The organism is Mycobacterium adipatum, from assembly GCF_001644575.1.
Taxonomy (GTDB): Bacteria; Actinomycetota; Actinomycetes; order Mycobacteriales; family Mycobacteriaceae; genus Mycobacterium; species Mycobacterium adipatum.
The window spans coordinates 1,555,233-1,582,121 of record NZ_CP015596.1 but is presented as its reverse complement, the minus strand read 5'-3'; the positions used below and the strand labels follow the sequence as shown (position 1 = coordinate 1,582,121).

Genomic DNA, 26,889 nt, shown 5'->3' with positions numbered 1-26,889 from the left:
GAGTCCTCGCGGAGATCACGTTCGCGCTCAGCCACCGTGCAGCCGGCGCAGCCAGCTTCCGAACGGGTGCCGCACACTGACCGACCCCATCCTGACCTTGCCACCCACGATGACGTGCAGCTGATCGGGCTGCGGGAGGTTGCGCACCTTGACGGTGGCGCTGCCGGCGATGGCGTCGACGCCGTTGAGGTCAGCGGTGGCCCCGGCCGGCACGATGAGCTCGGTCGAGCTCAGGTAGTCGTCGATGTTCACCTCGACGACCGGTCCCGGCAGCACCGCCGAGGTGAAGTCGAGCGTGGTGCTGCACATCCGGGTGTTCAGGTTGAGCACCGGCGCCACGGTCCACGGCCCGCGCCGCACGATCGAGGTCATCCAGCCGCCCAAGATCTCGGGCCGGGCGCTGCTGCGGGCGACGGGTGCGCTCGCCCCCGGCAGATCCATGCCGGGCAGGTCGACGAGCACCGCGCGCAGTTCCCCGCGGGTACGGGCGGCCAGCGCGGCGTCGGTGCGTTCGACGAACTCGTCGAGGCTGATCATGCCGTCGCCGACCGCACGCTCGAGCAGTCCGCTCACGTGTGCGCGGTCGGCGTTGGAGACTCGGAGGTTGTCGTTCTGGCCGGAGTCCATGGCTTCGAGGGTAGCGATCAGCCGAATTCCACGACCAGGTGCCGGATACCGGTGTGCCGATTGCTGCGGGTCCACTCCACCGGTTTCACCAGGTGCGCGAAGGTGAACCGGGGCAGTAGTTCCTCGAACAGCACCCGCAGCTCCAGGCGCGCCAGATTGGCCCCCAGGCAGTAGTGCACACCCTGCCCGAATCCCAAGTGCGCATTGGGCTTCCGCGCGATGTCGAAGGTGTCGGGATGCTGGAATGCCACCGGGTCCCGGTTGGCCGAGCCTTCCCAGACCTGCACCTTGTCCCCCGGCGCGATATCGCAACCGCCCAACGTGGTGGCGCGCGTCGCGGTGCGACGCTTCGACGGTGACGGTGTCGTCCAGCGCACCATCTCCTCGATCGCCGACCCCAGCAGTTCGGGTTCGGACCGCAGGCGCCGCATCTGGTCGGGGTGCTCGATCAGCGCCAACAACCCGCCCGCCACCGCGTTGCGGGTGGTCTCCGCCCCGGCGCTGAACAGCAGACTGAAGAACAGGTAGAGCTCGAGGTCGGACAAGTCGGCATCCGATGCGTTGGCCACCACCGACAACATGTCATCGCTGGGGTCGGCGCGCTTGGCCGCGATCAGCTGCATGCCGTATTCGTACATCCGCGATCCGGCCTCCTCGGGCGTGAGCTGCCCGACGGCCGCCGATCGGGCACCGCCAAAATCGAACTGCGGCTCGATCGCCTCGAACAGCCAATGCCGTTCGGATTCCGGCACTCCCAGCAGGATGCAGATCATCTGCATCGGCAACTCGGCGGCGATGTCGACGAGAAAGTCCAGCGCGACGCCCGGTTCGACGGCGTCCAGCAGGGTGCGCGCCCGCGCCCGCAGATCGTCGGTGACCCGGGTGATCATCCGCGGGGTCAGACCGGAGCTGACCAGCCGCCGGATCTCGGCATGCCGCGGGTCGTCCATCATGTTGAGCACCTGGCCGGCCACCGAAAGGTCCTGTAGCAGGGTGCCGCCGAATGGCCTGGCCCCACCGGTCACCGACGAGTACGTCTGCGGATCACGGAGCACCGCAAGCGTTTCCGGGTAGGTGGCGACGGACCAGAAACCCTCCCCGTCCGGGGTGTGCTCGGTGGGTTCATGCTAGTAGACCGGCGCCTCGCGACGATGCACCTCGAACAGCTCGTGCGGGAAGCCTCCCGCGAAGTTGTCGAGATCGGTGAGGTCGGCCAGCGTCACAAGATGGCACCCGAGGTGTACTTTGCGGCGTCCGGATACCGGCCGACGAGCTCCTCGACAGCGGACACGACGCCGTCGACCTGCGCACCGGCCGCCCCGGTGAACGCCTCCTTGTCGGCCAGCGCCGCATCGAGGGCCACCCGGTCCAGCGGCAGCCGCGGGTCGGCGGCCAACCGGTCCAGCAGGTCGGGCTCGGCGCCCTTCTCCCGCATGGCCAGCGCCACCGCCACCGCGTGCTCCTTGATGACCTCGTGCGCGGCCTCGCGGCCCACCCCGGCCCGCACGGCCGCGATGAGGATCCGGGTGGTGGCCAGGAACGGCAGGTAGCGGTCGAGCTCGCGCTGGATCACCGCGGGGTAGGCGCCGAACTCGTCGAGCACGGTCAGGAACGTCTCGATCTGCCCGTCCATGGCGAAGAACGCGTCCGGCAGTGCGACGCGGCGCACCACCGAACAGAACACGTCACCCTCGTTCCACTGGGCGCCGGCCAGTTCGGCCGTCATCGACGCGTAACCGCGCAGCACCACCTGCAACCCGTTGACCCGCTCACAGGACCGGGTGTTCATCTTGTGCGGCATGGCCGAGGAGCCGACCTGGCCCGGCGCGAAACCCTCGGTGACCAGCTCGTGGCCGGCCATCAGCCGGATGGTGTGCGCGAAGGAGGACGGGCCGGCCCCGAGTTGTACCAGCGCGGAGATCGCATCGTGGTCCAGCGAACGCGGGTACACCTGCCCCACGCTGGTGAAAACCTCTGTGAATCCCAGGAATTGGGCGATACGACGTTCCAGTTCGGCCAGCCGGGCGGTATCGCCGTCGAAAAGATCGAGCATGTCCTGCGCGGTGCCCATCGGGCCTTTGATCCCACGCAGCGGGTACCGGTCGATCAGCTCACGCAGCCGGGTCAGCGCCAGCAGCGTCTCCTCCGCCGCGGAGGCGAACCGCTTGCCCAGCGTGGTGGCCTGCGCGGCGACGTTGTGGCTGCGCCCGGCCATCACCACATCGCGGTACACGATCGAGCGTTCGGCCAGCCGCGCCACCACCGCGACCCCGTGGGCGAACACCAGCTCCAGGGATCGGCGGATCTGCAGCTGCTCGACGTTCTCGGTGAGGTCGCGGCTGGTCATCCCCTTGTGCACGTGCTCGTGGCCGGCCAGGGCGTTGAATTCCTCGATGCGGGCCTTCACGTCGTGGCGGGTGACCCGCTCGCGGGCGGCGATCGAGCTCAGATCGACGTCTTCCAGCACTCGCTCGTAGTCGGCCACGACACCGTCGGGCACCGGGACGCCCAGCTCGGCCTGTGCGCGCAACACCGCCAGCCAGAGTCGGCGTTCGGCGATGATCTTCGCCTCGGGCGACCAGATGGCCGTCATCTCTTCGCTGGCGTAGCGGTTGGCCAGAACATTCGGGATCGTCACGAACACACAGCTTACGAGCCGGCTACGGGGCGTCGCCCAGGTGCGTCGGATCGATGATGCCCTTGCCGCGGATACCGAGCTGACGGTTGATCAGGGTGGTGATGCCGAACAGCACGATCCCGATCAGGATCAGGATCCCGGCCAGCAGGTACTGCTGGGCAGGGCGTCCGGAGAACGGCAGCACCAGATACGCCGAGGCCAGGAAGCCGACGACCGGCAGTGCGGTCGGGGTGCGGAAGTGACCACCGGCGGCGTGTACGTCGCGGCGCAGCACCAGCACGGCGATGTTCACCATCGCGAACACCGCGAGCAACAGCAGTGATGTGGTGCCGCCGAGCACGGCGATGGCGCTGCTGTTGGCGACCGCGGACACGTAGAAGATCAGCCCGAAGGCGATGAGCGTGGTGAACACGATGGCCACCCAGGGGCTGTGCCGCTTCGGGTGGATGGTGCCCAACACCGGTGGCAGCACGTGCTGGCGGGCCATGCCGTAGATGAGCCGGCTGGCCATCAGCATGTTGATCAATGCGGTGTTGGCCACCGCGAACATGGAGATGAACGGCAGGATCGCCTCGATCGGCAGCCCGGGCGCACCCGCCTTGACGACCTCGATCAGCGGGGTCTCGCTGTCGGCGAGGACGCCGACGGGCACCAGCGCGACCGCGACGATGGCGACGATGACGTAGACGACGCCGGCGATGCCCAGTCCGGTCAGCAGCACCTTGGGGAAGATCCGCACCGGGTCCTTGGTCTCTTCGGCCATGTTGACCGAGTCCTCGAAGCCGACCATCGCGAAGAAGGCCAGCGAGGTCGCGGTGGTGACGGCGAGGAAGGTGCCCTTGTCTTGCGGGGTGTCGAAGGCCACGACCCGGGAGAAGTCGACATCGGCGCCCCCGCCGGTGAACGCCCAGATACCGACCAGGATCACCATGGCCAGGCCGGTGATCTCGACGATGGTGAGCACCACGTTGAGCTTGACGCTCTCACCCACGCCACGGAAGTTCACCGCCGCCAGCAGCGCCATGAACAACAGCGCCAGCACCACCACGCCGACCTTGCCCCAGTCGAGATCGAAGGCGGTGAAGAAGTTCGCCGCGAAGAACCGGGAAGCCGTTGAGGCGGAGGTGATTCCGGAGCACATCACCACGAATGCCACCAGGAAGGTGACGAATTGGATGCCGAAGGCCTTGTGCGCGTAGAGCGCTGCGCCGGCAGCCTGCGGATACTTGGTGACCAATTCCAGGTAGCTGAACGCGGTCACCGTGGCGATCAGGAAAGCCACCAGGAACGGAAGCCAGGCCGCACCGCCGACTTCCTTGGCCACCTGCCCGGTGAGCGCGTAGACACCCGTACCGAGGATGTCGCCCACCACGAACAACAGCAGCAGGCCCGGTCCCATCACCCGCCGAAGTTGTGGCGCCTCCGTGGTTTCCGACTGTGTCATCCCACCCCTTTTGGTCAGCTCAGACGTGCAGAGCCCGGTCGTCGACCGGGGCGAGCACGTCGATCACATCGATGAGAGTCGCGCGGGCATTGGCCCGCGGTCCCTCGCCCTCGTCCACCAAAGAGGCAACCACAGCTCCGTCCACGGCGCACACCAGGGCGGTGACAAGTTCGGATCGAACGGCGCGGCCGGACCGCTCGACGACCTCCAGGACGGCGTCGGTGCGCTGCCGCAGTATCCGCCGCTGGATGTCACGGAGCTCGGGCTGACGCGCACACGCGATGTAGCGCTCGTACCGCGAGATCAATTGTTCGGAGACCCGCGCCCCAGGGTCGTCGCCGACCAACAGATCGACCAGCAGATCGGCGGTCGATTCGGCGCCGCGGCGCCGGCGCGACAGCGCAGCCACCTGAACCTCCAGTTGTTCGGCCTCGCGTGCGCCGATGTGCTCGACGGCCTTGGCGATCAGATCGTCGAGTGAGGAGAAGTAGTACGTCGTCGATGCCAGCGGCAGACCGGCACGCCGCGCCACTGCCCGGTGACGGACCGCATCGATGCCGCCCTCGCACAGCAGATCGGCGGCGGCGCTCACCAGAGCGCCCCGCCGACGCTCTCCCTTTGGAGTCACCGCCGCTGTCACGCCTTGCATGCTGCCAGCAAAATCCCAGTTGTATGGCGGTTTTCGGCAATCACAACAAGTTGGCAGACAGCGCCACAGTGGCCGGTGGCAAGATGGCGCGCATGCCAGCCCCGAACCGTCGGACCGTGCTGCGCGTGGGTTTGGGCGCCGCGCTCGGCGCCGTCGCGACCCGCGCGGGCGCCCTGCCTCGCGCCGCCGCCGAGCCGGCCGCCACCTATCAGTCGGGTTCCTTCGTCTCGGCCGCTCGCGGCGGGGTGAGCACCAACTGGGCGATCGCCAGGCCCCCGGGCCAGACCGCGCCGCTGCGACCGGTCATCGCGCTGCACGGCAAGGGCAGCGACGCCGCCACGGTGATGGCCGGCGGTGTCGAGCAGGGCCTCGCCGAAGCGGTGGCCGCGGGCCTTCCCCCGTTTGCCGTGGTGGCGGTGGACGGCGGTGGGGGCTATTGGCACAAGCGCGCATCCGGTGACGATGCCGGCGCGATGGTCCTGGAAGAACTCCTCCCGATGCTGGCAGATCAGGGCCTGGACGCCTCACGAGTCGGCTTCATCGGCTGGTCGATGGGCGGCTACGGCGCTTTGCTGCTCGGCTCCAGGCTGGGCCCGGCACGCACCGCCGCGATCTGTGCGGTGAGCCCCGCGCTGTGGACGTCACCCGGCGCGGCCGCCCCCGGCGCGTTCGACAGTGCGGCTGACTACGCGGCCAACAGCGTGTGGGGCCTGCCCGCGCTGGGCGCGATTCCGCTGCGCATCGACTGCGGAAACGGCGACCCGTTCGCCGCCGCCACCAGGGGATTCATCGCCCAGCTGCCCAGCCCGCCGGCCGGCGGATTCTCCCCGGGCGGACACGACGGCGAGTTCTGGAGCGCTCAGCTGCCCGCCGAGATCTCTTGGCTGGCACCGATACTCGTGACCTGACCGGTCAGAGTGAGATACGCCCCTCGGCGGCCGCCAAGCCGATATCGGTACGGAAGTGACTGCCGGGCAGTTTGATCGACTTGAGAGCGGTGTACGCCGCGGTACGCGCACCGTCGAGGTCCGCGCCGGTGCCGACCACCGAGAGCACCCGGCCGCCGGTGGACACCACCGCGCCATCCTCGCGCCGGGCGGTACCCGCATGCAGGACACCGTCGGCCTCCGAACCGGTGATGACATCGCCGACCCGCGGGCGGCCCGGGTAGTTCTCGGCGGCCACCACCACGGTGACCGCGGCGCCGTCGCGCCACCGCAGCTCCTCGAAGGACGCCAGCGTGCCGGTGGCCGCCGCGTTGAGCAGCTGACCGAGCGGGGACTCCAGCAGCGAGAGCACCGCCTGGGTCTCCGGATCGCCGAACCGGCAGTTGAACTCCACCACCGAAGGACCGGCCGAGGTGATCGCCAGCCCGGCGTACAGCAGACCGGAGAACGCGCTGCCGCGCGAAACCATCTCGGCAGCAACGGGTTTGACGATCTCATCGACGATCTGGGTGAGCACCTGCGCGGGCAGCCACGGCAGCGGGGTGTAGGCGCCCATCCCACCGGTGTTGGGCCCGGAATCGTTGTCGCCGACCCGCTTGAAGTCCTGCGCGGGCAGCAACGGCACCACGGTCTCGCCGTCGACGACGCAGAACAGCGAGACTTCGGGGCCGTCCAGGAACGACTCCAACAGCACCGGGTGCCCGGAATCCAGCAGGCCGGCCGCGTGGGCGCGGGCCACATCGCGATCCGCGGTGACGACCACGCCCTTGCCCGCGGCCAGCCCGTCATCCTTGACCACCCAGGCGGCCTGCCCGGCCGGCGGGCCGAATCGGTTCAGCGCGGCGTCCAGGTTGGCGGGGTTGTCGACGATCTCGCTGGCGGCGGTCCGCACCCCGGCCGCGGCCATCACATCCTTGGCGAAGGCCTTGGAGCCCTCGATGCGGGCGGCGTCCTTCGAGGGGCCGAAACAGGCGATGCCCGCGGCCCGCAGCGCATCGGCGACCCCGAGCACCAGCGGTACCTCCGGCCCCACCACCACCAGATCGGAGGCCAGGCGTTGCGCCAGAGCCACTACGGCCGGCCCCGAACTGATGTCGACGTCGTACTGCTCGGCGATGGCCGCGGTGCCGGCGTTGCCGGGCGCGACCGCGAGCTGTTCCACCTGCGGGTCGCGCCGCAAGGCGAGCAGCAGGGCATGTTCACGGGCTCCGGATCCGATGACGAGGACGCGCACGGTTGCCAACCATATCCGCCCGACCGGGTCCCTCGCGCCGGGTCGGCGGCCATACACTTCAGAAGTAAGTGTATGGTCGATGCGACACGTGCGATACGTCACACCAGGAGGGCCTCGATGACGATGCTGGAGAGCGGTTGCCCGTTCGGACCGGGCTACGACTTCACCGATCCCGAGGTGCTGCTGCGCGGCATCCCGGTGACCGAGTTCGCGCACCTGCGCAAGACCGCCCCGATCTGGTGGAACGAGCAGGGCGAATCGATCTTCGACGACGGCGGCTACTGGGTGGTGACCCGCCACGAGGACATCAAGGCCATCTCCCGCAACGGTGATCTGTGGTCCACCAACGCCAAGGGTGCGGTGATGCGGCTGCCCGACGGAGTCACCGCCGACCAACTCGACCTGACCAAGGCGCTGTTGATCAACCACGATGCCCCCGAGCACACCCGGCTGCGCAAACTGGTGTCCCGGCTGTTCACCCCGCGATCGGTGGCCGCGCTCGAGGAGAAGCTGGCCGTCGCCGCACGCGAGATCGTGGCCGCCGCGGCGCAGAAGGACAGCGGTAATTTCGTCGACGATGTGGCCATGGGCCTACCGTTGTTGGCCATCGCCGACCTGATCGGCGTGCCCGAGGAAGACCGGGAGAAGATCTTCCACTGGTCCAACAGCATCATGAACACCGACGATCCCGACTTCGACAGCGATCCCACGGTGGCCAACGCCGAGCTCATGGGCTACGCGTACACCATGGCCGAGCAGCGCCGGAAGTGCCCGGCCGACGACATCGTCACCCGGCTGGTGCAGGCCGACATGGGTGATGGCGCCGGCGAGTCGATCACCGAGGTCGAGTTCGCCTTCTTCGTCATCCTGCTCGCCGTCGCCGGTAACGAGACCACCCGCAATGCCATGACACACGGCATGAACGCCTTCTTCGACAACCCGGACCAATGGGAGCTTTTCAAACGCGAGCGACCCGACACCGCGATCGAGGAGATCATCCGCTGGGCCACCCCGGTGCATTGTTTCCAGCGCACGGCGACCGCCGACACCGAACTCGGCGGCGTCACCATCGGCAAGGGTCAGCGCGTCGGACTGTTCTACAGTTCGGCCAACTACGACGAGGACGTGTTCGAGAACCCGTTCCAGTTCGACATCCTGCGCAATCCCAATCCGCACCTGGCGTTCGGCGGCAACGGCGCACACTTCTGCATCGGCGCCAACCTGGCGCGCATGGAGATCAAGCTGATGTTCCACGAGATCGCCAATCAGATTCCCGACATCTCGAAACTGGCCGAGCCACAACGTCTTCGGTCCGGCTGGATCAACGGCGTCAAGGACCTGCAGGTCTCCTACCGCTAGCTCGCTACAATTCCGGCGTGCGAACCCACGGGTGGGCCGGCGCCGCGCCGGCGAGTGACGAGGAAGCCGTCGCCCGGATACTCGCTGCCGCGGGCAAGGCGATCGACGAGCGTGGCGCGGACTTCTCCATCGCCGACGTGGCCCGCACGCTGGGCGTCACCCGCCAGACGGTGTACCGCTACTTCCCGAGCACCGAGGCACTGCTGATGCAGGCCGGCGTCGTCGCGGCCACCGACTTCCTGGACCGGTTGTCCACCCATCTGCAGGGCATCACCGACCCGGCCGACGCCGCGACCGAGGCCATCGCGACAGCGCTGGAATGGCTGCCCAAGGACAAACACATCGGGTTGCTGCTCTCCCCCGGCCGCACGCCCGCCCTGACCGAGTCCGTGACCTCCGATATCGCACTGCAGTTCGCGCAGTCGGTGGTACGACATTTCGACGTCGACTGGGCGGCAGCGGGTTTCGCCGATGACGACCTCGACGAGCTCGCCGAGCACCTGTTGCGCATCATCCAGTCGTTCGTCATCGACCCGGGCCGGCCACCGCGCACCGGTGCCGCGTTGCGCGGCTACTTGCGGCGCTGGGTCGCCCCGGCACTGCGCACCTAGACGACGGTGAGCGGCAGCGACCGACGCTCCTCGAACACCCAGGATGCGCCGCCGCTGAACTCGCACACCTCCACCTCCGGCAACTTCTTCGCCGCCGTGTCGGTGGAGATGAACCGCACGGTCCAATCCGTCTCGGTGCCCGACACCTCGGCCCGCAGATGCGGGTCGACAGCATGGGCGATGGCCTGCAGCGGGGCGTCGGCGACCGGTGAGATCAGCGAGACCCAGGCGCCGTCCTCGTGGGCCGGGGACCGGCGCACGTGCACGGAGTCCGGCCCGATATCCGCCGACACGTAGGCCGCCGGATTGAGCAACGGGTGCAGTTCGAGTACCCGCAGCGCACCCTTGGCGTCGCTGCCGAGTGTGAGCGCCTTGTGGATCCGGTCGGCGGCCACACCCGCGATGCCGATCAACTGCTTGGTGCGGATCGCGCGGGCCAGCTCGGTGTCCGCACCGGCCCGCTTCTCCACGGCGATCTGGAACGACTTGACCAGCAGGTGCATCTGCAGACACACCTCGTCGGCGATCCGCACCAGTGCCGAATGCGAGAACGCGGCGAAATCGACATCGGCGAGCAGGTCTCCCGAATAGTCCGATGCGCCTTCGTCGTCGGGGTCGATCGGGTCCAGTTCGCAGGAGTGCGCGTGGGTCGCGGCGACGATGTCCATCTCCGGAATGAACGGAACCTCGGGGTAGGACTCGTCGATGATCACCGTCCAGCGGCAGTGCGGGTGCCGATCCGCCGGGGTGCGGGGCGGACGGTGGATGGGCCGGACCTGCGCCTTGCGATTGGTGGCCAGTGCGGTGGCATCGAAGGTCGGGTCCTCGATGTCGTGGCACATGCCCTTGACGTAGTCCTCGCCCATCGGCTCGACGTCCAGCAGCGCGCCGCAATGGTCCAGGTAGAACTCGCCGTGCCAGCGGTCGTGCACGATGTAACGGAAGTCCATGAACTGCGGCGGCGCACCGATATCGAGCTGCAGCCCCTTGAACAGCGTGAAGATGTCGACGCCCTCGTACTTGAGCGCCTTCTGCATCCGCCGGGTATAGAGCGGGCTGGATGCCGCCCACTCCTCGATGGCGATCTGCAACATCTCCTCACGCCCGAAACTACTGATGCACCAGGCCATTCCGGACCTGTCGATCAACTGACCGATCAGCAACAGCTCCGGAACGAGGGTCGCCAACTCGTCCCTGCGCAGCGCCGCATATCTACTGGTCATCGAGCGACTTCCCGGAGTGCATCTTCACCGCCGCGTCGACGTTGGCTCGCTTGTCTTCACCGGCCCCCTTCTCGGCGGCCGTCTTGCGGGTGCGTACCACCTTGCTGACCGCGCCATCCAGCTTGGAGCCCAGCGGGAAACCGAGATAGTGGGTCAGGAACACCGCGACCTCCTTGAGCTCCTCGGCGGTGATCTCCCCGTTGTGCAGCGCGGCGTTGACCTGGATCTCGGCCAGATCCGAGTTGCCCACCGCGGTCACCGCGGCCAGCGTCAGCAGGCGCTTGTCCCGCATCGACAGACCCGGACGGGTCCAGATCGTGCCGAACAGGTGCTCGACGGTCAGATCGAAGTACGGGTCGCCCTGGATATCGGGCATCTCCCAGCCGTAGACCTCGTTCATCTTCTGCAGGCCCTGCTTGCGACGATCGGTCATGCTCACTGCTCCTTCGTGTGCGGTACTCCGAGACCGTCGGCGAGGCGCTGCAATGCCACCTCTGCCAACGGAAGATCCACTCCCACAGCCTTACCCAACCCGAGTGCGAGCGTCAGGTCCTTCTCCCCGAGGCCGCGGGTATGGGTGAACATGTCGAACAACCAGTGGTCGGGCGCCAGCGGTGCCGTGTCGTCGCGCAGGATGATCGCGCCGGGACCGCCGCTCTGCGCATCGCTGTGGCGCACCACCCGGCCCAGCTTCTGCAGGTCGATGCCCGCCGCCTCGGCCAACGCCATCGCCTCACACGAGGCGGCGAAACCGATGAACGTCAACATGTTGCGCGCCAGCTTCATCCGGGTGCCGGCACCGGGCTCACCCGCACGGACCACCAGCGAGGCCCACTTCTTGAAGACCGGCTTGACCGCGTTGTAGGCCTCTTCGTCAGCACCCACCATGACCGCGAGCTCGCCCTTGTCGGCCGCCCCGGCGCCGCCGCTGACCGGGGCATCGACGATGTGGATACCCTTGGGCGCCAACTGCTCGGCCAGCTCGGGCGCGGTGCCGGGCTCGATGGTGGAGTGGATGGCGATGACGGTGCCCGCTGCGGCATGCTCGCCGAGCTGGGTCACCACCTCACGCACCTGGGCGTCGTTGAGCACCGTCACGCTGATGACATCGGCCGCGGCGACCGCGGCGACGTCATCGGCCAGCTCGGCACCCAGTTCGGCCAGCGGGGTCATCGCCTCGGTGCGGACGTCGAAGACGATCAAGCCGCCCGGCCAGTCGGCCAGCCGCTTGGCCATCGGGGCGCCTTGGTTGCCCAGACCGATATAGCCCAGCTTCATGACCGGATGATCTGTCCGCCGTCGACGTTGAAGATCTGTCCGGTGATCCATCTGGCCTGATCGCTCAACAGGAACAGGCACATGCCGACCAGATCCTCGGGCTGCCCCATCCTCGACAGCGGGATCGCCTTGACGATGTCGGCGACCATCTCCTGGGGGGTGGTGGTGCGGTTGGCCTCGGTGTCGATCGGCCCGGGCGCGATGGCGTTGATCCGGATGTTCTGGCCGCCGAGCTCGCGGGAGAGCTGCTGGGTGAGACCGTTGATACCGACCTTGGCCAGCCCGTAGAAGTTCGCGTACAACCATGCCGCCGTGGAGGACTGGTTGACGATTGCACCCCCGCCGCGCTTGGCCATCTTCTTGTACACCGCCCGCGTACACCACAGCGCGCCGTCGAGGTTCACGCTCATGAACTTGCGGTAGTACTCGGGGTCCACGGTGACCAGGAAGTCCAGCTTCATGCCGCCGAAGATGGCGGCGTTGTTGACCAGGTAGTCGATGCCGCCGAACTCCGAGAGTGTCTGGGCGGCCATATCCCTGGCCGACTCCGGGTCGGACACGTCCACCCGCACGGCGAGCGCGTTGCCGCCTTCGCCCTTGATACCGTCGGCGACCTTCTGGGCACCCTCGAGATTGATATCGGCCACCACCACGGCCGCCCCCTCACGTGCGAGCGCCTCGGCGTAGGCCTGCCCGATACCGCCACCGGCTCCGGTGACGATGCCGACCTTGTCTTTGAATTCCGCGTACATGTTCTTCCTCTCGGCCGACTGGCCAGTTATTGCACGGTATGACCGTTGTTGCGTGTCGTAAGTGGCCAGTCGGCCTCAGGTGGCGAGCGTGGCGATCAGTTTGGTTTCCAGATATTCCTCGAAGCCCGCGATGCCCATCTCACGGCCGATTCCGGATTGCTTGTAGCCGCCGAACGGGGCATCCGCGGAGTACCAGATTCCGCCGTTGACGTTCACGGTGCCGACCCGCAGCCGCGATGCCACCGCCTGGGCGCGGTCGTTGTCGGCGCCGAACACTGTGCCCGACAAACCGTAGGGCGAGTCGTTGGCGATCCGCACCGCATCATCGTCACCGTCGTGGGCGATCACCGTCAGCACCGGCCCGAAGATCTCCTCGCGGGCTACCTTGGCCGAGTTGTCCAGCCCGGCAATGACGGTGGGCTCGATGAAGAAGCCGGTGTCCAGGTCGGCCGGCCGGCCGCCGCCGCAGGCGAAGCGACCACCCTCGGCGATGGCGGAGTCCAGATAGCCCTGGATCCGATCACGTTGCCGCGCTGAAATGACCGGGCCGCACACGGTGCGCTTGCTGTTGGGGTCACCCGGCTTGATCCCGCCGAGCGTCGCGGCGGCCGCGTCCACCGCCTCGTCGTATTTGGCCCGCGGGACGACCAGGCGCGTGGTGATGGCGCATCCCTGTCCGGCGTGCATGGCGACGGTGAAGGCCGCCATGGCACAGGCACCACCCAGATCGGCGTCATCGAGCACGATGAAGGCCGACTTGCCGCCGAGTTCCAAGAACACCTTCTTGATGCTCACCGCCGCATCCGTCATCACGGCGCGACCGGTGTTGGTGGACCCGGTGAACGAGACCATGTCGACCCGAGAGTCTTTGGAGAGCAACGCCCCGACACCATGGTCATCGGAGGTGACGATGTTGATCACCCCGGCCGGGAAATCGGTGTGCTCGGCGATGATCTCGCCCAGCACGGCGGCCACCCACGGGGTGTCCGGCGCCGGCTTGAGAATCAGGGTGTTGCCGGCGGCCAGCGCCGGGCCCACCTTGGCCAGATTGATCTGATGCGGGAAGTTCCACGGGGTGATGGCGCCGACAACCCCGACAGCTTCCCGCGCGACGACCCGGTTGGTCGGAATACCCTGTGGCGTCGCGTATCCCAGGTCGGTGCGCCACGCGAAGTTCTCGGCGGTGTCCGCGGAGAACGCCAGATCGTCGATCGGACCCTCCAACTGAGCGCCGGCGGTCAACATCCGCGGGGCACCGACCTCCGAGATCGTCAGCTCACGCAGATCCTCGACATTGGCCTGCAGCGCCTCCCGAAGCTGGCGCAGGCAACGCACCCGCAGCTCGGTGTTGGTGGACCAATCGGTCTCGTCGAAGGCGACGCGCGCCGCGCCGATCGCCGCGCCCATATCCGCCCGGTCGGCGTTGGCGGCGACACCCAACACCTCTTCGGTGGCGGGGTTGACGGTTGGAAACGTTCCCGCGCTTCCGGCGACGAGCTTGCCGTCTATGAACAACCGGCTCTCGCGATCCGCCAGAATCGACATCCCACTCCTAGGTTTTGATGGCCACGTTCTCTGGACAAGTGTCCGACAACAATCCATCGCACCATAACGTCACGTCCGCGGCGGTGGCAAGGCCGACCTTCCCGCGACCCCCGATCCCATCCAAGCACCGCTTCTGTACTGGTGATTTATCCGAACAGCTTGCCGTCGGACCACCCCATCCGATAACTTGGACATGTGTCCAGCGATTCGGTGGTTGCCGTCACAGGCCAAGCGGACGACGGGTCGGCGGTGGCGCCGCGCAACCGTCGCCAGGAGGAGACTTTTCGCAAGGTGCTCGCCGCGGGTGTGGAGATGCTGCGCGAGTCGTCCTACGCCGACCTCACCGTGCGCGCCGTCGCCGCCCGCGCCAAGGTCGCGCCGGCCACCGCCTACACGTACTTCTCGTCGAAGAATCACCTGATCGCCGAGGTCTATCTCGACCTGGTCCGACAGGTTCCGTACTTCACCGATGTCAACGACTCGATGACCACCCGCGTCGACAAGGCGGTGCGCGCACTGACCATGGTGGTCGCCGACGAGCCCGAAGTCGCCGCCGCCTGCACCACCGCCCTGCTGGGCGGCGGCAGCGATCCCGCGGTCCGCACCGTCCGGGACCGCATCGGTGCCGAGATCCACAAGCGCATCCGGTCCGCGGTCGGCCCGGACGCCGACCCCCGCGTCGTCTCGGCGCTGGAGATGACCTTCTTCGGAGCCCTCGTCAACGCCGGCAGCGGCGCGTTCACCTATCACCAGATCGCGGACCGACTCACGTATTCGGTCGGCCTGCTCCTCGGAGAGGACTAACCAGCATGAGCCTCGGAGAGAACCCTTGAGCCTCGAAACAGCCCCACCGATCCTCGATCCCTACGATTACGACTTCCACGAAGACCCGTACCCGTACTACAAGCGGCTGCGTGACGAGGCCCCGCTGTATCACAACGAGGAACGCAACTTCTGGGCGTTGTCCCGGCACAAGGACGTGGTGGCCGGGTTCCGCAACAGCGTCACATTGTCGAACAAGCACGGTGTGTCGCTGGATCCGATCTCCCGCAACGACGAGGCCCACCGGGTCATGTCATTTTTGGCCCTCGATGATCCCGGCCATCTACGCCTGCGCACGCTGGTGTCCAAGGGCTTCACCCCGCGGCGCATCCGCGAACTCGAGGGCCGGGTCACCGAGATCGCCCATCAGCATCTGGATGCCGCACTGCAGAGCACCACCTTCGATTATGTCGACGAGTTCGCCGGCAAGCTCCCCATGGATGTCATCTCCGAGCTGATGGGTGTGCCGAACGAGGATCGTGTGCACATCCGCGCGCTCGCCGACGGGGTGATGCACCGCGAGGACGGTGTCGCCGACGTACCGGATTCCGCCATCGCCGCGTCCGGCGAACTGCTGGTCTATTACGCCGACATGGTCAAGCAACGCCGCAAGCACAGCAGCGACGATCTGACCTCGGCGCTGGTGCAAGCCGAGATCGACGGCGACAAGCTCACCGACGACGAGATCATGGCGTTCCTCTTCCTGATGGTCGTCGCAGGCAACGAGACCACCACCAAACTGCTTGCCAACGCCGCATATTGGGGTGCCAAGAACCCGAGCCAGCTGGCCCCGGTGTTCGACAACCATGAGCTGGTCACCCCCTGGGTCGAAGAGACGCTGCGCTATGACGCCTCCAGTCAGATCCTGGCCCGCGCGGTCGTCGAGGACCTCACCTTCTATGACACCGTCGTGCCCGCCGGAGATGTGATGGTCCTGCTGATCGGCTCGGCCAACCGCGACGAGCGAGTCTTCGACAATCCCGATGAATACCGCATCGACCGGGAGATCGGGCCGAAGCTGGTGAGTTTCGGCAGCGGCGCCCACTTCTGCCTCGGCGCGCACCTTGCGCGCATGGAGGCCCGGGTGGCGCTGACCGAGCTGTTCAAGCGAATCCGCGGATACGAGATCGACGAGGCCAACGCCGTCCGCGTCCACTCCAGCAGCGTCCGTGGATTCGCTCACCTCCCGATGACCGTCCAGTTCCGCTGACAGACCTGAAAGGCCCTCGACCGCATGCCCCGTTTTGATCCCCTGCCCGACCGCCGTCCAGCGCTGGTCGCCGGCGCCTCCTCCGGTATCGGCGAGGCCACTGCGATCCGGCTCGCCCGCAACGGTTTTCCGGTGGCGCTGGGCGCCCGCCGGGTGGAGAAGCTCGACGAAATCGTCGGTAAGATCCGCGCCGACGGCGGCGAAGCCATCACCGTGCACCTCGATGTCACCGACGCGGATTCGGTGAAGGCCGCCGTCGAACAGACCACCGCGGAACTCGGCGATATCGAGGTGCTGGTGGCCGGCGCCGGCGACACCTACTTCGGCAAGCTGGACGCGATCAGCACCGAGCAATTCGAGTCCCAGATCCAGATCCACCTGATCGGGGCGAACCGGGTGGCCTCCGCCGTGCTGCCCGGCATGATCGAACGCCGCCGCGGCGACCTGATCTTCGTGGGATCCGATGTCGCGCTGCGCCAGCGGCCGCACATGGGCGCCTACGGAGCGGCCAAGGCCGCCCTGGTCGCGATGGTGACGAACTATCAGATGGAATTGGAAGGCACGGGTGTGCGCGCCTCGATCGTGCATCCCGGACCGACCAAGACATCGATGGGGTGGAGCCTGCCGGCCGAACTGATCGGTCCCGCCCTGGAGGACTGGGCCAAATGGGGCCAGGCACGCCACGACTACTTCCTGCGCGCGGACGATCTCGCGCGGGCCATCACGTTCGTCGCCGAGACACCGCGCGGCGGCTTCATCGCGAACATGGAACTCCAGCCCGAGGCTCCGCTGGCCGACACCAAGGATCGGCAGAAGCTCGCGCTGGGCGAAGAAGGGATGCCGGCAACATGAGTGACCTCAAAGAGGTGGAACGTGTTTCAGGTGGCGAGGAAGAGCACGGCCACCTCGAGGAATTCCGCACCGATCCGATCGGCCTGATGTGGCGAATCCGCAACGAGTGCGGCGACGCCGGCTGGTTCCAACTCGCCGACAAGCAGGTGGTGCTGCTGTCCGGCGCCGAGGCCAACGAGTTCTTCTTCCGGTCCACCGACAGTGAGCTCAACCAGGCCGAGGCGTACCCGTTCATGACGCCGATCTTCGGCGAGGGTGTGGTCTTCGACGCCGACCCCGAGCGCCGCGCCGAGATGCTGCACAACACCGCGCTGCGCGGTGAGCAGATGAAGGGCCACGCGGCCACCATCGAGAACGAAGTCCGCCGGATGACCGAGAATTGGGGCGACTCCGGCGAAATCGACCTGCTGGAGTTCTTCGCCGAGCTGACCATCTACACCTCGACGGCCTGCCTGATCGGTCTCAAGTTCCGCAACCAGCTGGACTCCCGGTTCGCGAACTACTACCACCTGCTGGAGCGCGGCACCGATCCGCTCTGCTACGTCGATCCCTACCTGCCGATCGAGAGCTTCCGCATCCGCGACGAGGCCCGGGCCAACCTGGTCGAGCTGGTGCAGGAGGTCATGGACCAGCGAATCGCCAACCCGCCCACCGATAAGAGCGACCGCGATCTGCTCGACGTGCTGGTCTCCATCAAGGACGAGCAGGGCAATCCGCGCTTCACCGCCAACGAGGTCACCGGCATGTTCATCTCGCTGATGTTCGCCGGTCACCACACCAGCTCGGGCACCTCGTCATGGACGCTCATCGAGCTGCTGCGCAACCCCGAGTTCTACACCAAGGTGCAAAACGAACTCGACGAGCTGTATTCCGACGGCCAGGAGGTGAGTTTCCATGCGCTGCGCCAGATCCCGAACCTGGACAACGCGCTCAAAGAGACCCTGCGCCTACATCCGCCGCTGATCATCCTCATGCGGGTCGCCCAGGACGAGTTCGAGGTGGCCGGACATCCGATCCACAAGGGCCAGATGGTGGCCGCCTCACCGGCGATCTCCAACCGGCTCCCGGAGGACTTCCCGGATCCGGACGCCTTCGACCCCGATCGTTACAACAAGCCGCGCCAGGAAGACCTGATCAACCGGTGGACCTGGATCCCGTTCGGCGCCGGACGGCACCGCTGCGTCGGTGCCGCTTTCGCCCAGATGCAGATCAAGGCGATCTTCTCGGTCCTGCTGCGCGACTACGAGTTCGAGATGGCCCAGCCCGCGGAGAGCTACCGAAACGACCACTCCAAGATGGTGGTCCAGCTGGCCCGTCCGGCGAAGGTGCGCTACCGCAAGCGCGCGAAGGAATAGTCCGGTGGGCTGCTACCGAATCGAACTCGACGAGGACCTCTGCCAGGGCCACGCCATGTGCGAGCTGGAGGCGCCTGATGTCTTCAAGGTACCCAAGCGCGGCGTCGTCCAGATACTGCACGCCGAGCCCGCAGACGAACTCCGCGAAGCCGTGGAGATGGCCGTCGACATGTGCCCCACCCGAGCTCTGTCAATAATCGAAAAAGACTGAAAGGCAACGACAATGGCGTCACGAGAAGCTCTCGAAGACTGGGTCCAGCGGTGGCTGAAGGCCAACCAGGATGCCGAAGCCGCCGGCGACTGGAAACCGTTGGCGGAGTTCTACACCGAGGATGCGACCTACGGGTGGAACATCGGCCCGAAGGAAGACGTCATGTGCGTCGGCAGGGATCAAATACGCGAGATCGCCTTGGGCCTGGAGATGGAAGGCCTGGAGAACTGGGTCTACGAGTACCAGAAGACCCTGATCGACGAGAAGCAGAACGAGATCGTGGGCTTCTGGAAGCAGATCGCCCACAAGAGCGACGGCAGCAAGGACGAGATCTACGGCATCGGCGGCAGCTGGTTCCGGCTGAATGACGATCTGCTGATCGAGTGGCAGCGCGATTTCTTCGACTTCGGGCATGTCCAGAAGGCCTTCCTGAAGCTCATCGAGTCCGGCGACCTGACCCCGACCATGCAGAAGCGCATCGAGCGGTCCATCGCGGGCGAGAAGCTGCCGGGCTACTACCCGCTGGGTCAGGCCCCCGTCCCGATCTGGTGACCTCCCGGCCAAGCGGTTGCTTGGGGGTGGGTGTGACGCACGTAACTACTGGCTCTAGTCTGTGGGCACCGGTTCTAGTGGAAGGCACACGCGCATGAAGACAAAAGGCGCTCTCATCTACGAGTTCAACCAGCCGTGGTCGATCGAGGAGATCGAGATCGGCGACCCCGTCAAGGACGAGGTCAAGATCCAGATGGAAGCCTCGGGCATGTGCCACTCCGATCACCACCTGGTGACCGGGGACATCCCGATGGCCGGCTTCCCGGTCCTTGGCGGGCACGAGGGTGCCGGCGTCGTCACCGAGGTCGGCCCCGGCGTCGAGGGCCTGGAGCCCGGGGACCACGTCGTGTTGTCCTTCATCCCGTCCTGCGGTTCATGCCCGTCCTGCCAGGCCGGCCTGCGCAACCTGTGCGATCTGGGTGCCATGCTGCTGCAGGGCACCGCGGTCTCGGACAACACCAATCGCATTCACACCGCCAAGGGTGTGCCGGTCATCCCGATGACGCTGCTGGGCACCTTCAGCCCGTACATGGTGGTGCACAAGAGCTCGGTGGTGAAGATCGACCCGTCGATCCCGTTCGAGGTGGCCTGCCTGGTGGGCTGCGGTGTCACCACCGGTTACGGCTCCGCGGTGCGCAGCGCCAACGTCCGCCCCGGCGATGACGTCGTCATCGCCGGTATCGGTGGTGTCGGCATGGGCGCCCTGCAGGGCGCCCTGAACGCGGGCGCACGCAACATCTTCGCCGTCGATCCGGTCGAGTGGAAGCGCGACCAGGCGCTGAAGTTCGGCGCCACCCACGCCTACCCGGACATCTTCTCCGCGATGGGCGGCGTCGCCGAGGTCACCCAGGGCCGGATGGCCGCCAAGACCATCATCACCACCGGTGAGCTGCACGGTGAAGAGATCGACAACTACCTCAACATCACCGCCAAGGGCGGCACCTGTGTGGTGACCGCGGTCGCCAACATGGCGAAGTCCGATGTGACGATGAACCTGTCGATGCTGACCCTGCTGCAGAAGAACCTGCAGGGCACCATCTTCGGCGGCGGCAACCCGCACCACGACATCCCGCAGCTGCTGTCGATGTACAAGGCCGGCCGGCTCAACCTCGACGATATGGTCACCCGGCAGTACAGGCTGGAACAGATCAACGAGGGCTACAAGGACATGCTCGAGGGTCGCAACATCCGCGGCGTGATCCGCTACACAGACGCCGACCGGTAACCCCTACGAACCCGCGAAATTGCATTCCAGCAGGCAAAGTTCGAGTGGAACCCTGCTAGAATGCAATTTCGGCGAAGGCAGGACTCGCATGACTGAGACCACCGACCTGACACCGGTTGTCGCCGCGTCGCGAAACTCTTGGCGCTGCGTGCAATCCGGGGACCGCGCGGGCTGGCTGGCACTGATGTCCGAGGACATCGTCGTCGAGGACCCGATCGGTGAGGCCGTCACCAACCCGGACGGCACCGGGGTGCGGGGTAAGGCGGCACTGGCCGCGTTCTACGACGCGAACATCGGTCCCAACACCCTGACGATCACCTGCGAGGAGACGTTCCCGTCGAGCTCCCCGACCGAGATCGCCTACATCTTGGTGTTGCGCACCGAATTTCCGAACGGATTCACCGCCACCGTGCGCGGCGTGTTCACCTACCGTGTCAACGATGCGGGATTGATCACGAATCTGCGCGGCTACTGGAACATGGACGCGATGACGTTCGAAGAGGGTTCGGCCGATTAGCGCAGTGCTCGCCGGCCGCGCCGCTGTCGTGGTCGGCGGCACCCGCGGGATCGGGCTCTCCGTCGCCGAACTGCTCGCCGCCCTCGGCGCCCGGGTGGTGGTCAACGGCCGCGACCCGGACGCGGTCTCCGAAGCCGCACAGCGTGTTTCGGGTATCGGTTTTCCCGGCTCCCCCGCAGATCCGCATGTCGCCGACGGCTTGATCGACGCCTGCATCGCGGAGTTCGGCCGCATCGACGTCCTGATCAATTGCGCGGGCGCCGCGGAACCCACGGGCTCGTCGATCCTGAACGTCACCAGCGGCCAGTTTCGTGAGCTGCTCGACGCGCATCTGGGCACCGCATTCGAGATCGCCAGAGCCGCAGCGCCGCACATGGTGGCCCAAGGCGGCGGGGCGATCGTCAACACCAGCTCGTTCGCCTATCTCGGTGACTACGGGGGCACCGGGTACCCCGCGGGCAAGGGTGGCGTCAACGGCCTGACGCTGGCCATAGCGGCCGAACTGAAGGCCCACAACGTGCGGGCCAACGTCGTCTGCCCGGGCGCGAAGACCCGGCTCTCGACCGGCGCCGACTACGAACAGCACATCACCGACCTGAACCGGCGCGGGTTGCTCGACGATGTCAGCCTGCAGGGTGCCCTGGACGCCGGCCCGCCGGAATACGTCGCGCCCACCTACGCGTACCTGGCCAGCGACCTGGCCGCCGGTGTCACCGGTCGGATCTTCATCGCCGCCGGCGGATTCATCGGCGAGTTCGCTCGCCCCGCACCGGGTTTCATCGGCTATCGGGATCACCATGACTGCGGCCCGTACACCGTCGAGGAAGTGGATGCCCTGATCAGCTAGCCCGCGCTTCTCGTCTCGATGCCTCGCGGGCCAGCAGCCGGTCGCGCTGTTCCTCGAAGCGCACGACCTTACCGCCCATGTCCTCCAGGAACGCGGCCAGCTTTTCGCGGCGCGCCTCGCCCGACGGCCCGAAGTCGGTACGCTCGAAAATCCGCCACTTGCGCAGCACCGGCAACACCACCTCGTCGAGGTGCTGGCGCAGATCGTAGATACCGTGCTTGGCCATCAGAACTCCGTTGCGCCGGAAATCCGGCATGCCCTGGCCTGGCATCCGGAAGTTCTCCACCACCGCGGCCACCGCCTCGAGCGCCTGGTCGGGCGAGAGGTCCAGGGCCGCACCGCAGATGTTGCGGTAGAAGATCATGTGGAGGTTCTCGTCGGCGGCGATCCGCTGGAGCAGTCGGTCGGCGGTGGGGTCATCGCAGACCCTGCCGGTATTGCGGTGACTGACCCGGGTCGCCAGCTCCTGAAAGGTGACATAGGAGATCGACATCAGGAACTCCGAATCGTGTTTGGCCCGTTCCTCATCGGTAGCAGCAAAACCGTTGGTGACGTGTTCCATCCGGGCCCGTTCCAGCGCGATGACGTCAACCGCGCGGGTGACCACGAGATAGTCACGAAGAGCGATACCGTGCCGATTCTCCTCGGCCGTCCATCGGTTCACCCAGGTGCCCCAGGCGCCATCGCCGGAGAAGCTCCCCGCCGCCTCCCGGTGGTAGGACGGCAGATTGTCCTCGGTGAGCAGATTCGTGACCATGGCCGCGCGCGCGACCTCGCCCAGCCGGGACTGCTCGACCGTCCAGTCCGTGCCGCCGGCCGCCGCGAAATTCTGTCCCTCACCCCAGGGCACATAGTCGTGTGGGTACCAATCCTTGGTGCTGCCCAGGTGCCGATTCACGTTCTCCGCCGCAATCGGCTCCAGTTCGTGCAGGATCGCGGCGTCCGAGAGGGGGCGTTGCATGGGGTAGATCCCTTCCAATCACCCCCCGGCGGCCATCAGTGTGCCGGGACGGATCGCATATTGGACTACGACACGTCGATCGCTGCGCAATTGGTATCGGCTGTGCTGGGCGTGGTGTCGGCCCCGCCTATGCTCGACGCCATGGCGACCGTCTTCAGCATGATCATCAACGGCGATATCCCCGGCCGATTCGTCTACGAGGACGACGAGATCGTGGCGTTCCTGACCATCGAACCGATGACACAGGGCCACACCCTGGTGGTTCCCCGCGCCGAGGTGGACAACTGGCAGGACATCGACCCGGGGCTGTTCGGCCGGGTGATGGCGGTGTCGCAGCGGATCGGCAAGGCCGTGTGCGCGGCGTTCGACACCGAACGTGCCGGGGTGATCATCGCCGGACTGGAGGTGCCGCACCTGCACGTGCACGTGTTCCCGGCCCGCAACCTCAGCGATTTCGGCTTCGCCTCCGTCGACCGCAACCCGTCACCGGAGTCCCTGGACGAGGCCCAGGCCAAGATCAAGGCCGCGCTGGCTCAGTTGGGCTGAGCGGCCAGATCGACGATTCTGGGCAGACTGACCCGGAACCGGCAGCCACGCCCCGGCGCGGTGTCCACCGATACCGCACCGCCATGTGCGTCGACCAGCGAGTCGACGATCGACAGGCCCAGCCCGAACCCGCCACTGGCGCGGGTCCGTGACGAATCCGCGCGGTAGAAACGCTCGAAAACCCGCTGCGCGTCTTCGGCATTCATGCCGGGACCCTCATCACACACCTCCAGCACCGCGTTGTCCTCATCGGTGCCCACGCGCACGGTGATACCCGCCGACGGCGGGGTGTGCTGCACGGCGTTGGACATCAGGTTGCTGAACACCTGGCGCAGTCGCGCCTCGTCCCCCAGCACCTCGGGTGTGCCCGGGCCGTCGAAGACCTCCATCCGGATCCTGCGCTCCGGCGCCACCGTCTGCGCATCGTGCACCGCGTCGCTGGCCAGCGCCAGCAGGTCCACCCGGCGCTGATCCAGCGGTCGCTGTTCGTCGAGGCGGGCCAGCAGCAGCAGGTCCTCGACCAGCAGCCCCATTCGGCCGGCCTCACTCTCGATGCGCCCCATCAGCATGTCGGTGTCGCGGGCCGCGCCCTGGCGGTAGAGCTCGGCGTAACCACGGATGGTGGTCAACGGGGTACGCAGGTCATGGCCGGCATCACCGACGAAACGGCGCATCCGTTCCTCGGACTCGCGCGCCATCTCCGCCGACTGGGCCGAGGACGCCATGGCGCGTTGGATCTGCGCAAGCATCCCGTTCAGCGCCAACGAGAGCCTTCCCACCTCGGTACGGGGATCACGTTGCGGGACACGACGATCCAGCTCACCGGCCGCAATCGCTGCGGCGGTCTGCTCCACTTCGGCCAGGGGTCGCAGACTACGGCGCACCACCGCGTAGCCGACCACCCCGAGAACCAGCAGCACGGCCGCGCCGATGGCGAACTGGGACCAGATCAAGGCGCGCATGGTCGATTCGACCTCGGTGAGATCGATCGCGACGGTGGTGAGCTCCCCCTCCGGCCCACGGACGGTGACCGCCCGCCATTCGATCCCGGACGTACCCTCGGAGCCCACCGTCACCGGGTTCGGGCCGACATCGTTGTTGGCCGGCAACGCCGGATCGGTGGCACCGCTCTTCACGGCCAACCGGACGCTGCCGTCGGCGTCGGTGCCACGGACATAGAAGGTCGACGGCGGGTAGGCCGGGCTCGGCTCGGGCATGGTGGTCGGCGTCATCATCGGCGCTCTGGCCCAGCCGCCCGACGCTTCCAGCAGGGTCTGGTCGAGGCGCTGGATCTCGGTATGGCGCATCAGCGAGGTGACCGCCACGCCGGAAGCGAGCAGACCCAGACCGACCAGTACCAGGGTGGCCGCCACCAGCCCCACCCGCAGCGGCACCCCGCGCCCCAATGTTCCCCCGTCGCTTCGCTCGCCGGGCCGGTTCTCCCCGTCGCTTCGCTCGCCCGGATGCCCCGTACTCATCCCCCGCGACTAGCGCGGTTCACGCAGCACGTAGCCCACGCCTCGCAGCGTGTGCAGCAGGCGCTTGTCGCCGGTGTCGATCTTGCGGCGCAGATAGGACACATAGGACTCCACGACGTTGACGTCGCCGCCGAAGTCGTACCGCCACACGTGGTCGAGGATCTTCGGCTTGCTCAGCACGGTGCCGGCGTTGATGACGAAATAACGAAGCAGGGTGAACTCGGTCGGCGACAGCGAGACGGGCTCACCGGCCTTCCACACCTCGTGGGTCTCCTCGTCGAGCTCGATGTCGGCGAAGGTGAGCCGCGCGTTGCGGGGCTCCTCGACACCGCGGCCGACGCGACGCAGGATGACCCGCAGCCGGGCCACCACCTCCTCGAGGCTGAACGGCTTGGTCACGTAATCATCGCCGCCGAGGGTCAGGCCGGTGATCTTGTCCTGCAGGTTGTCCCGGGCGGTGAGGAACAGGGCCGGGGCGTCGATACCGTCAGCGCGCATCCGGCGCAGCACCCCGAAGCCGTCCATACCGGGCATCATGACGTCCAGGATCACCGCGTCGGGACGGATCTCGCGGGCCTTGTCCAACGCATCGGTGCCGCTGGAGGCGGTGTGCACCTCGAAACCCTGGAACTTCAGGCTCACCGAGAGCAGCTCGACGATATTGGTCTCGTCGTCGACGACGAGCACCCGCGCCTCGGGAATGCTGTCCGTCGATTCCGAAATTGCAGCCATGGCCATGACACCACCGTCCTCCTCGGACTTGAGGTGAAGCTGCGTACTGGTTGTGAAGTTGCTGAGAATGCGATTGGGCGCCGCCCTAGACTGACGTGATGAACCTGGCCAACACCGTTGTGCAGTTTGCCACCGCGCCCGTGCGGGTCGGTCTGGCCGTGGCCGACCTGGGCCTCAACATCGCAGGTGGAACGCTCAAAGTCGTCCAGCGCTCACTCAACGATCCCAACCCGGCGAGCAGCTCGACCTCGTTCGCCTCGATGCTGGGTATCGATGACGCGGTCGACCGCGCGAACCGGCTCGCGAGGCTGATGGATGACGACGCCCCGCTGGGTCGTGCCTTGGCCCCGGAGGGCCCGCTGAACCAATTGCTGCGACCGGGCGGGCTCGTCGATCAGTTGACCGCACCCGGTGGACTGCTGGACCGGCTCAACTCCGAGACCGGGCCGGTGGCGCGCGCGCTGGCCAAGGACGGGCTGATCGACCAGGTCACCGCCGAGGGCGGCCTGGTGGACCGGTTGACCGCCGACAACGGGGTGGTGACACGAGTCATCGCGCCCGGCGGCCTGGCCGACCGGTTACTCGCCGAGGAAGGTGTGGTGGAGCGCGCGCTGCGCGAGGACGGAGTGGCCGATCAGCTGTTGTCAGAGACCGGGCCCATCGGCCGTGCACTGGCCAAGGGCGGGCTCGTCGATCAGATCACCGCCGAGGGCGGCCTGATCGACCGGCTGACCACCGATAGCGGTGCGTTGTCCCGGGTGATCGCGCCGGGCGGGCTGGCCGACCGACTGCTCGCCGATGACGGTCTGGTCGAGCGGATTCTCCGCGAGGACGGGGTCGCCGACACCCTGCTGTCCGAGGGCGGTCTGCTGGACACCCTCACCGATCCGGACGGCCCGCTGCTCAAACTCGCCGATGTGGCCGACACCCTGAACCGGTTGGCGCCCGGACTTGAGGCGCTGGCCCCGACGATCGACGCCCTGCACGAGGCCGTCATCACGCTGTCCCAGGTGGTCAATCCGCTGTCCAATATCGCTGGGCGCATTCCGCTACCGCGTCAGCGCAGCCGGCGCAGCAGCACCGGACCGCGGGCGGTGGTCTCCGAACGGATCATCGACGAGGAGCGCTAAGCTGTAGCGCGTTCCATGCCTCCGTAGCTCAGTGGTAGAGCGGCGCTCTTGTAAAGCGTAGGCCGTCGGTTCAATCCCGACCGGGGGCTCCACAACAATCCAGCAGCTGCGCCGGCCCACGCCGACTGTGTGGGAACTCGGCGA

General features: G+C 67.0%; 27 protein-coding genes, 1 tRNA gene and 1 pseudogene. 15 read left to right on the top strand and 14 right to left on the bottom strand.

Annotated elements, in window-relative coordinates; all coding sequences use genetic code 11:
* Window positions 1–27: 27 nt before the first annotated feature.
* From A7U43_RS07455 to A7U43_RS07435, 5 genes and pseudogenes are all read right to left on the bottom strand, one after another.
* On the bottom strand, window positions 28–627 hold the full coding sequence (locus A7U43_RS07455) for a DUF1707 SHOCT-like domain-containing protein (protein WP_067992963.1): 600 nt from the start codon (window positions 625–627) through the stop codon (window positions 28–30).
* 17 nt (window positions 628–644) lie between these two features.
* Window positions 645–1,850, bottom strand: a pseudogene (locus A7U43_RS07450) (cytochrome P450).
* Complete coding sequence (gene purB, locus A7U43_RS07445) at window positions 1,847–3,265, bottom strand: adenylosuccinate lyase (protein ID WP_068002132.1); 1,419 nt, start codon at window positions 3,263–3,265, stop codon at window positions 1,847–1,849. The pseudogene A7U43_RS07450 and the gene purB overlap by 4 nt, the downstream one beginning before the upstream one ends.
* 22 nt (window positions 3,266–3,287) lie before the next feature.
* Entirely contained in the window at window positions 3,288–4,709 is a 1,422-nt protein-coding gene (locus A7U43_RS07440) for an APC family permease (protein WP_067992960.1), read from the bottom strand.
* A 19-nt stretch (window positions 4,710–4,728) separates the two neighbouring features.
* A complete protein-coding gene (locus tag A7U43_RS07435) occupies window positions 4,729–5,358 on the bottom strand; it encodes a TetR/AcrR family transcriptional regulator (protein WP_082902040.1) in 630 nt (209 codons plus the stop codon).
* Window positions 5,359–5,441: 83 nt separating this feature from the next.
* Between A7U43_RS07435 and A7U43_RS07430 the strand changes: the two genes are divergently transcribed.
* Window positions 5,442–6,266 (top strand): alpha/beta hydrolase, encoded by an 825-nt coding sequence (locus tag A7U43_RS07430; protein WP_068002117.1) that lies wholly within the window; start codon window positions 5,442–5,444, stop codon window positions 6,264–6,266.
* A 4-nt stretch (window positions 6,267–6,270) separates the two neighbouring features.
* On the opposite strand, the gene purD is transcribed toward A7U43_RS07430, so the two are convergent.
* Entirely contained in the window at window positions 6,271–7,539 is a 1,269-nt protein-coding gene (gene purD / locus A7U43_RS07425) for a phosphoribosylamine--glycine ligase (protein WP_067992958.1), read from the bottom strand.
* Between the two features lie 117 nt (window positions 7,540–7,656).
* Here purD and A7U43_RS07420 point away from each other — a divergent pair, with 117 nt between their 5' ends.
* Both A7U43_RS07420 and A7U43_RS07415 read left to right on the top strand, forming a co-directional pair.
* A complete protein-coding gene (locus tag A7U43_RS07420) occupies window positions 7,657–8,898 on the top strand; it encodes a cytochrome P450 (RefSeq protein WP_067992955.1) in 1,242 nt (413 codons plus the stop codon).
* Window positions 8,899–8,915: 17 nt separating this feature from the next.
* Window positions 8,916–9,509, top strand: coding sequence for a TetR/AcrR family transcriptional regulator (locus A7U43_RS07415; protein WP_067992952.1), 594 nt, complete (start codon window positions 8,916–8,918; stop codon window positions 9,507–9,509).
* Here the strand turns inward: A7U43_RS07415 and A7U43_RS07410 are convergent.
* The 5 genes from A7U43_RS07410 to A7U43_RS07390 form a co-directional block, all read right to left on the bottom strand.
* Window positions 9,506–10,732, bottom strand: a complete 1,227-nt coding sequence (locus tag A7U43_RS07410; protein ID WP_067992948.1) for a hypothetical protein — start codon at window positions 10,730–10,732, stop codon at window positions 9,506–9,508. The two genes, A7U43_RS07415 and A7U43_RS07410, sit on opposite strands and share 4 nt — an antisense overlap.
* Window positions 10,722–11,165 carry a carboxymuconolactone decarboxylase family protein gene (locus A7U43_RS07405; protein ID WP_067992944.1) on the bottom strand — a complete coding sequence of 148 codons (444 nt, stop codon included), beginning with the start codon at window positions 11,163–11,165 and terminating at the stop codon, window positions 10,722–10,724. Before A7U43_RS07405 ends, A7U43_RS07410 begins: the two co-directional genes overlap by 11 nt.
* A 2-nt stretch (window positions 11,166–11,167) precedes the next feature.
* Window positions 11,168–12,010, bottom strand: coding sequence for an NAD(P)-dependent oxidoreductase (locus A7U43_RS07400; RefSeq protein WP_067992941.1), 843 nt, complete (start codon window positions 12,008–12,010; stop codon window positions 11,168–11,170).
* Window positions 12,007–12,762, bottom strand: a complete 756-nt coding sequence (locus A7U43_RS07395) for an SDR family oxidoreductase (protein WP_067992938.1) — start codon at window positions 12,760–12,762, stop codon at window positions 12,007–12,009. The genes A7U43_RS07400 and A7U43_RS07395 overlap by 4 nt, the downstream gene beginning before the upstream one ends.
* Window positions 12,763–12,837: 75 nt before the next feature.
* Window positions 12,838–14,307 carry an aldehyde dehydrogenase gene (locus A7U43_RS07390; RefSeq protein ID WP_067992935.1) on the bottom strand — a complete coding sequence of 490 codons (1,470 nt, stop codon included), beginning with the start codon at window positions 14,305–14,307 and terminating at the stop codon, window positions 12,838–12,840.
* Between the two features lie 195 nt (window positions 14,308–14,502).
* Between A7U43_RS07390 and A7U43_RS07385 the strand changes: the two genes are divergently transcribed.
* The 9 genes from A7U43_RS07385 to A7U43_RS07345 all read left to right on the top strand — a co-directional run bounded on the left by A7U43_RS07385 (window position 14,503) and on the right by A7U43_RS07345 (window position 21,898).
* Window positions 14,503–15,111, top strand: a complete 609-nt coding sequence (locus A7U43_RS07385; protein ID WP_067992932.1) for a TetR/AcrR family transcriptional regulator — start codon at window positions 14,503–14,505, stop codon at window positions 15,109–15,111.
* Between the two features lie 25 nt (window positions 15,112–15,136).
* Entirely contained in the window at window positions 15,137–16,339 is a 1,203-nt protein-coding gene (locus A7U43_RS07380; protein WP_067992929.1) for a cytochrome P450, read from the top strand.
* A 24-nt stretch (window positions 16,340–16,363) separates the two neighbouring features.
* Entirely contained in the window at window positions 16,364–17,191 is an 828-nt protein-coding gene (locus A7U43_RS07375; RefSeq protein ID WP_067992926.1) for an SDR family oxidoreductase, read from the top strand.
* Complete coding sequence (locus A7U43_RS07370) at window positions 17,188–18,546, top strand: cytochrome P450 (protein WP_067992923.1); 1,359 nt, start codon at window positions 17,188–17,190, stop codon at window positions 18,544–18,546. The genes A7U43_RS07375 and A7U43_RS07370 overlap by 4 nt, the downstream gene beginning before the upstream one ends.
* Before the next feature lie 4 nt (window positions 18,547–18,550).
* On the top strand, window positions 18,551–18,757 hold the full coding sequence (locus A7U43_RS07365) for a ferredoxin (RefSeq protein WP_067992921.1): 207 nt from the start codon (window positions 18,551–18,553) through the stop codon (window positions 18,755–18,757).
* A 12-nt stretch (window positions 18,758–18,769) separates the two neighbouring features.
* Window positions 18,770–19,309, top strand: coding sequence for a nuclear transport factor 2 family protein (locus A7U43_RS07360; protein ID WP_067992918.1), 540 nt, complete (start codon window positions 18,770–18,772; stop codon window positions 19,307–19,309).
* 94 nt (window positions 19,310–19,403) lie between these two features.
* Window positions 19,404–20,534, top strand: coding sequence for an NDMA-dependent alcohol dehydrogenase (locus A7U43_RS07355; RefSeq protein WP_067992916.1), 1,131 nt, complete (start codon window positions 19,404–19,406; stop codon window positions 20,532–20,534).
* An 88-nt stretch (window positions 20,535–20,622) separates the two neighbouring features.
* The gene (locus A7U43_RS07350) at window positions 20,623–21,051 is read left to right on the top strand and encodes a nuclear transport factor 2 family protein (RefSeq protein WP_067992912.1); all 429 of its coding nucleotides are present in this window, start codon (window positions 20,623–20,625) and stop codon (window positions 21,049–21,051) included.
* A gap of 4 nt (window positions 21,052–21,055) precedes the next feature.
* Window positions 21,056–21,898, top strand: a complete 843-nt coding sequence (locus A7U43_RS07345; RefSeq protein ID WP_067992909.1) for an SDR family NAD(P)-dependent oxidoreductase — start codon at window positions 21,056–21,058, stop codon at window positions 21,896–21,898.
* Here A7U43_RS07345 and A7U43_RS07340 read toward each other — a convergent pair.
* A complete protein-coding gene (locus A7U43_RS07340) occupies window positions 21,891–22,859 on the bottom strand; it encodes an acyl-ACP desaturase (RefSeq protein WP_067992907.1) in 969 nt (322 codons plus the stop codon). The two genes, A7U43_RS07345 and A7U43_RS07340, sit on opposite strands and share 8 nt — an antisense overlap.
* 141 nt (window positions 22,860–23,000) lie before the next feature.
* On the opposite strand from A7U43_RS07340, the gene A7U43_RS07335 reads away from it, so the two are divergent.
* Window positions 23,001–23,405, top strand: a complete 405-nt coding sequence (locus tag A7U43_RS07335; RefSeq protein ID WP_068002114.1) for an HIT family protein — start codon at window positions 23,001–23,003, stop codon at window positions 23,403–23,405.
* Here the strand turns inward: A7U43_RS07335 and A7U43_RS07330 are convergent.
* Together A7U43_RS07330 and A7U43_RS07325 are read right to left on the bottom strand one after the other, a co-directional pair.
* On the bottom strand, window positions 23,393–24,883 hold the full coding sequence (locus A7U43_RS07330; protein ID WP_082902039.1) for a sensor histidine kinase: 1,491 nt from the start codon (window positions 24,881–24,883) through the stop codon (window positions 23,393–23,395). The two genes, A7U43_RS07335 and A7U43_RS07330, sit on opposite strands and share 13 nt — an antisense overlap.
* Window positions 24,884–24,892: 9 nt before the next feature.
* Window positions 24,893–25,621: a response regulator transcription factor gene (locus A7U43_RS07325; protein ID WP_067992898.1), complete on the bottom strand. Its 729-nt coding sequence runs from the start codon at window positions 25,619–25,621 to the stop codon at window positions 24,893–24,895.
* A gap of 92 nt (window positions 25,622–25,713) precedes the next feature.
* Here A7U43_RS07325 and A7U43_RS07320 point away from each other — a divergent pair, with 92 nt between their 5' ends.
* Entirely contained in the window at window positions 25,714–26,745 is a 1,032-nt protein-coding gene (locus tag A7U43_RS07320; protein ID WP_067992896.1) for a hypothetical protein, read from the top strand.
* Between the two features lie 17 nt (window positions 26,746–26,762).
* A tRNA-Thr gene (locus A7U43_RS07315) sits at window positions 26,763–26,837 on the top strand.
* The last annotated feature ends 52 nt before the right edge of the window (window positions 26,838–26,889 follow it).

Coding starts and splice junctions, on each gene's coding strand:
- A7U43_RS07355 (WP_067992916.1), top strand. CDS start 19,404: ATGAAGACAAAAGGCGCTCTCATCTACGAGTTCAACCAGCCGTGGTCG.
- A7U43_RS07440 (WP_067992960.1), bottom strand. CDS start 4,709: ATGACACAGTCGGAAACCACGGAGGCGCCACAACTTCGGCGGGTGATG.
- A7U43_RS07330 (WP_082902039.1), bottom strand. CDS start 24,883: ATGAGTACGGGGCATCCGGGCGAGCGAAGCGACGGGGAGAACCGGCCC.
- A7U43_RS07320 (WP_067992896.1), top strand. CDS start 25,714: ATGAACCTGGCCAACACCGTTGTGCAGTTTGCCACCGCGCCCGTGCGG.
- A7U43_RS07390 (WP_067992935.1), bottom strand. CDS start 14,307: ATGTCGATTCTGGCGGATCGCGAGAGCCGGTTGTTCATAGACGGCAAG.
- A7U43_RS07435 (WP_082902040.1), bottom strand. CDS start 5,358: ATGCAAGGCGTGACAGCGGCGGTGACTCCAAAGGGAGAGCGTCGGCGG.
- A7U43_RS07420 (WP_067992955.1), top strand. CDS start 7,657: ATGACGATGCTGGAGAGCGGTTGCCCGTTCGGACCGGGCTACGACTTC.
- A7U43_RS07455 (WP_067992963.1), bottom strand. CDS start 627: ATGGACTCCGGCCAGAACGACAACCTCCGAGTCTCCAACGCCGACCGC.
- A7U43_RS07400 (WP_067992941.1), bottom strand. CDS start 12,010: ATGAAGCTGGGCTATATCGGTCTGGGCAACCAAGGCGCCCCGATGGCC.
- A7U43_RS07350 (WP_067992912.1), top strand. CDS start 20,623: ATGACTGAGACCACCGACCTGACACCGGTTGTCGCCGCGTCGCGAAAC.
- A7U43_RS07325 (WP_067992898.1), bottom strand. CDS start 25,621: ATGGCCATGGCTGCAATTTCGGAATCGACGGACAGCATTCCCGAGGCG.
- A7U43_RS07430 (WP_068002117.1), top strand. CDS start 5,442: ATGGCGCGCATGCCAGCCCCGAACCGTCGGACCGTGCTGCGCGTGGGT.
- A7U43_RS07375 (WP_067992926.1), top strand. CDS start 16,364: ATGCCCCGTTTTGATCCCCTGCCCGACCGCCGTCCAGCGCTGGTCGCC.
- A7U43_RS07395 (WP_067992938.1), bottom strand. CDS start 12,762: ATGTACGCGGAATTCAAAGACAAGGTCGGCATCGTCACCGGAGCCGGT.
- A7U43_RS07340 (WP_067992907.1), bottom strand. CDS start 22,859: ATGCAACGCCCCCTCTCGGACGCCGCGATCCTGCACGAACTGGAGCCG.
- A7U43_RS07405 (WP_067992944.1), bottom strand. CDS start 11,165: ATGACCGATCGTCGCAAGCAGGGCCTGCAGAAGATGAACGAGGTCTAC.
- A7U43_RS07360 (WP_067992918.1), top strand. CDS start 18,770: ATGGCGTCACGAGAAGCTCTCGAAGACTGGGTCCAGCGGTGGCTGAAG.
- A7U43_RS07410 (WP_067992948.1), bottom strand. CDS start 10,732: ATGACCAGTAGATATGCGGCGCTGCGCAGGGACGAGTTGGCGACCCTC.
- A7U43_RS07370 (WP_067992923.1), top strand. CDS start 17,188: ATGAGTGACCTCAAAGAGGTGGAACGTGTTTCAGGTGGCGAGGAAGAG.
- A7U43_RS07335 (WP_068002114.1), top strand. CDS start 23,001: ATGGCGACCGTCTTCAGCATGATCATCAACGGCGATATCCCCGGCCGA.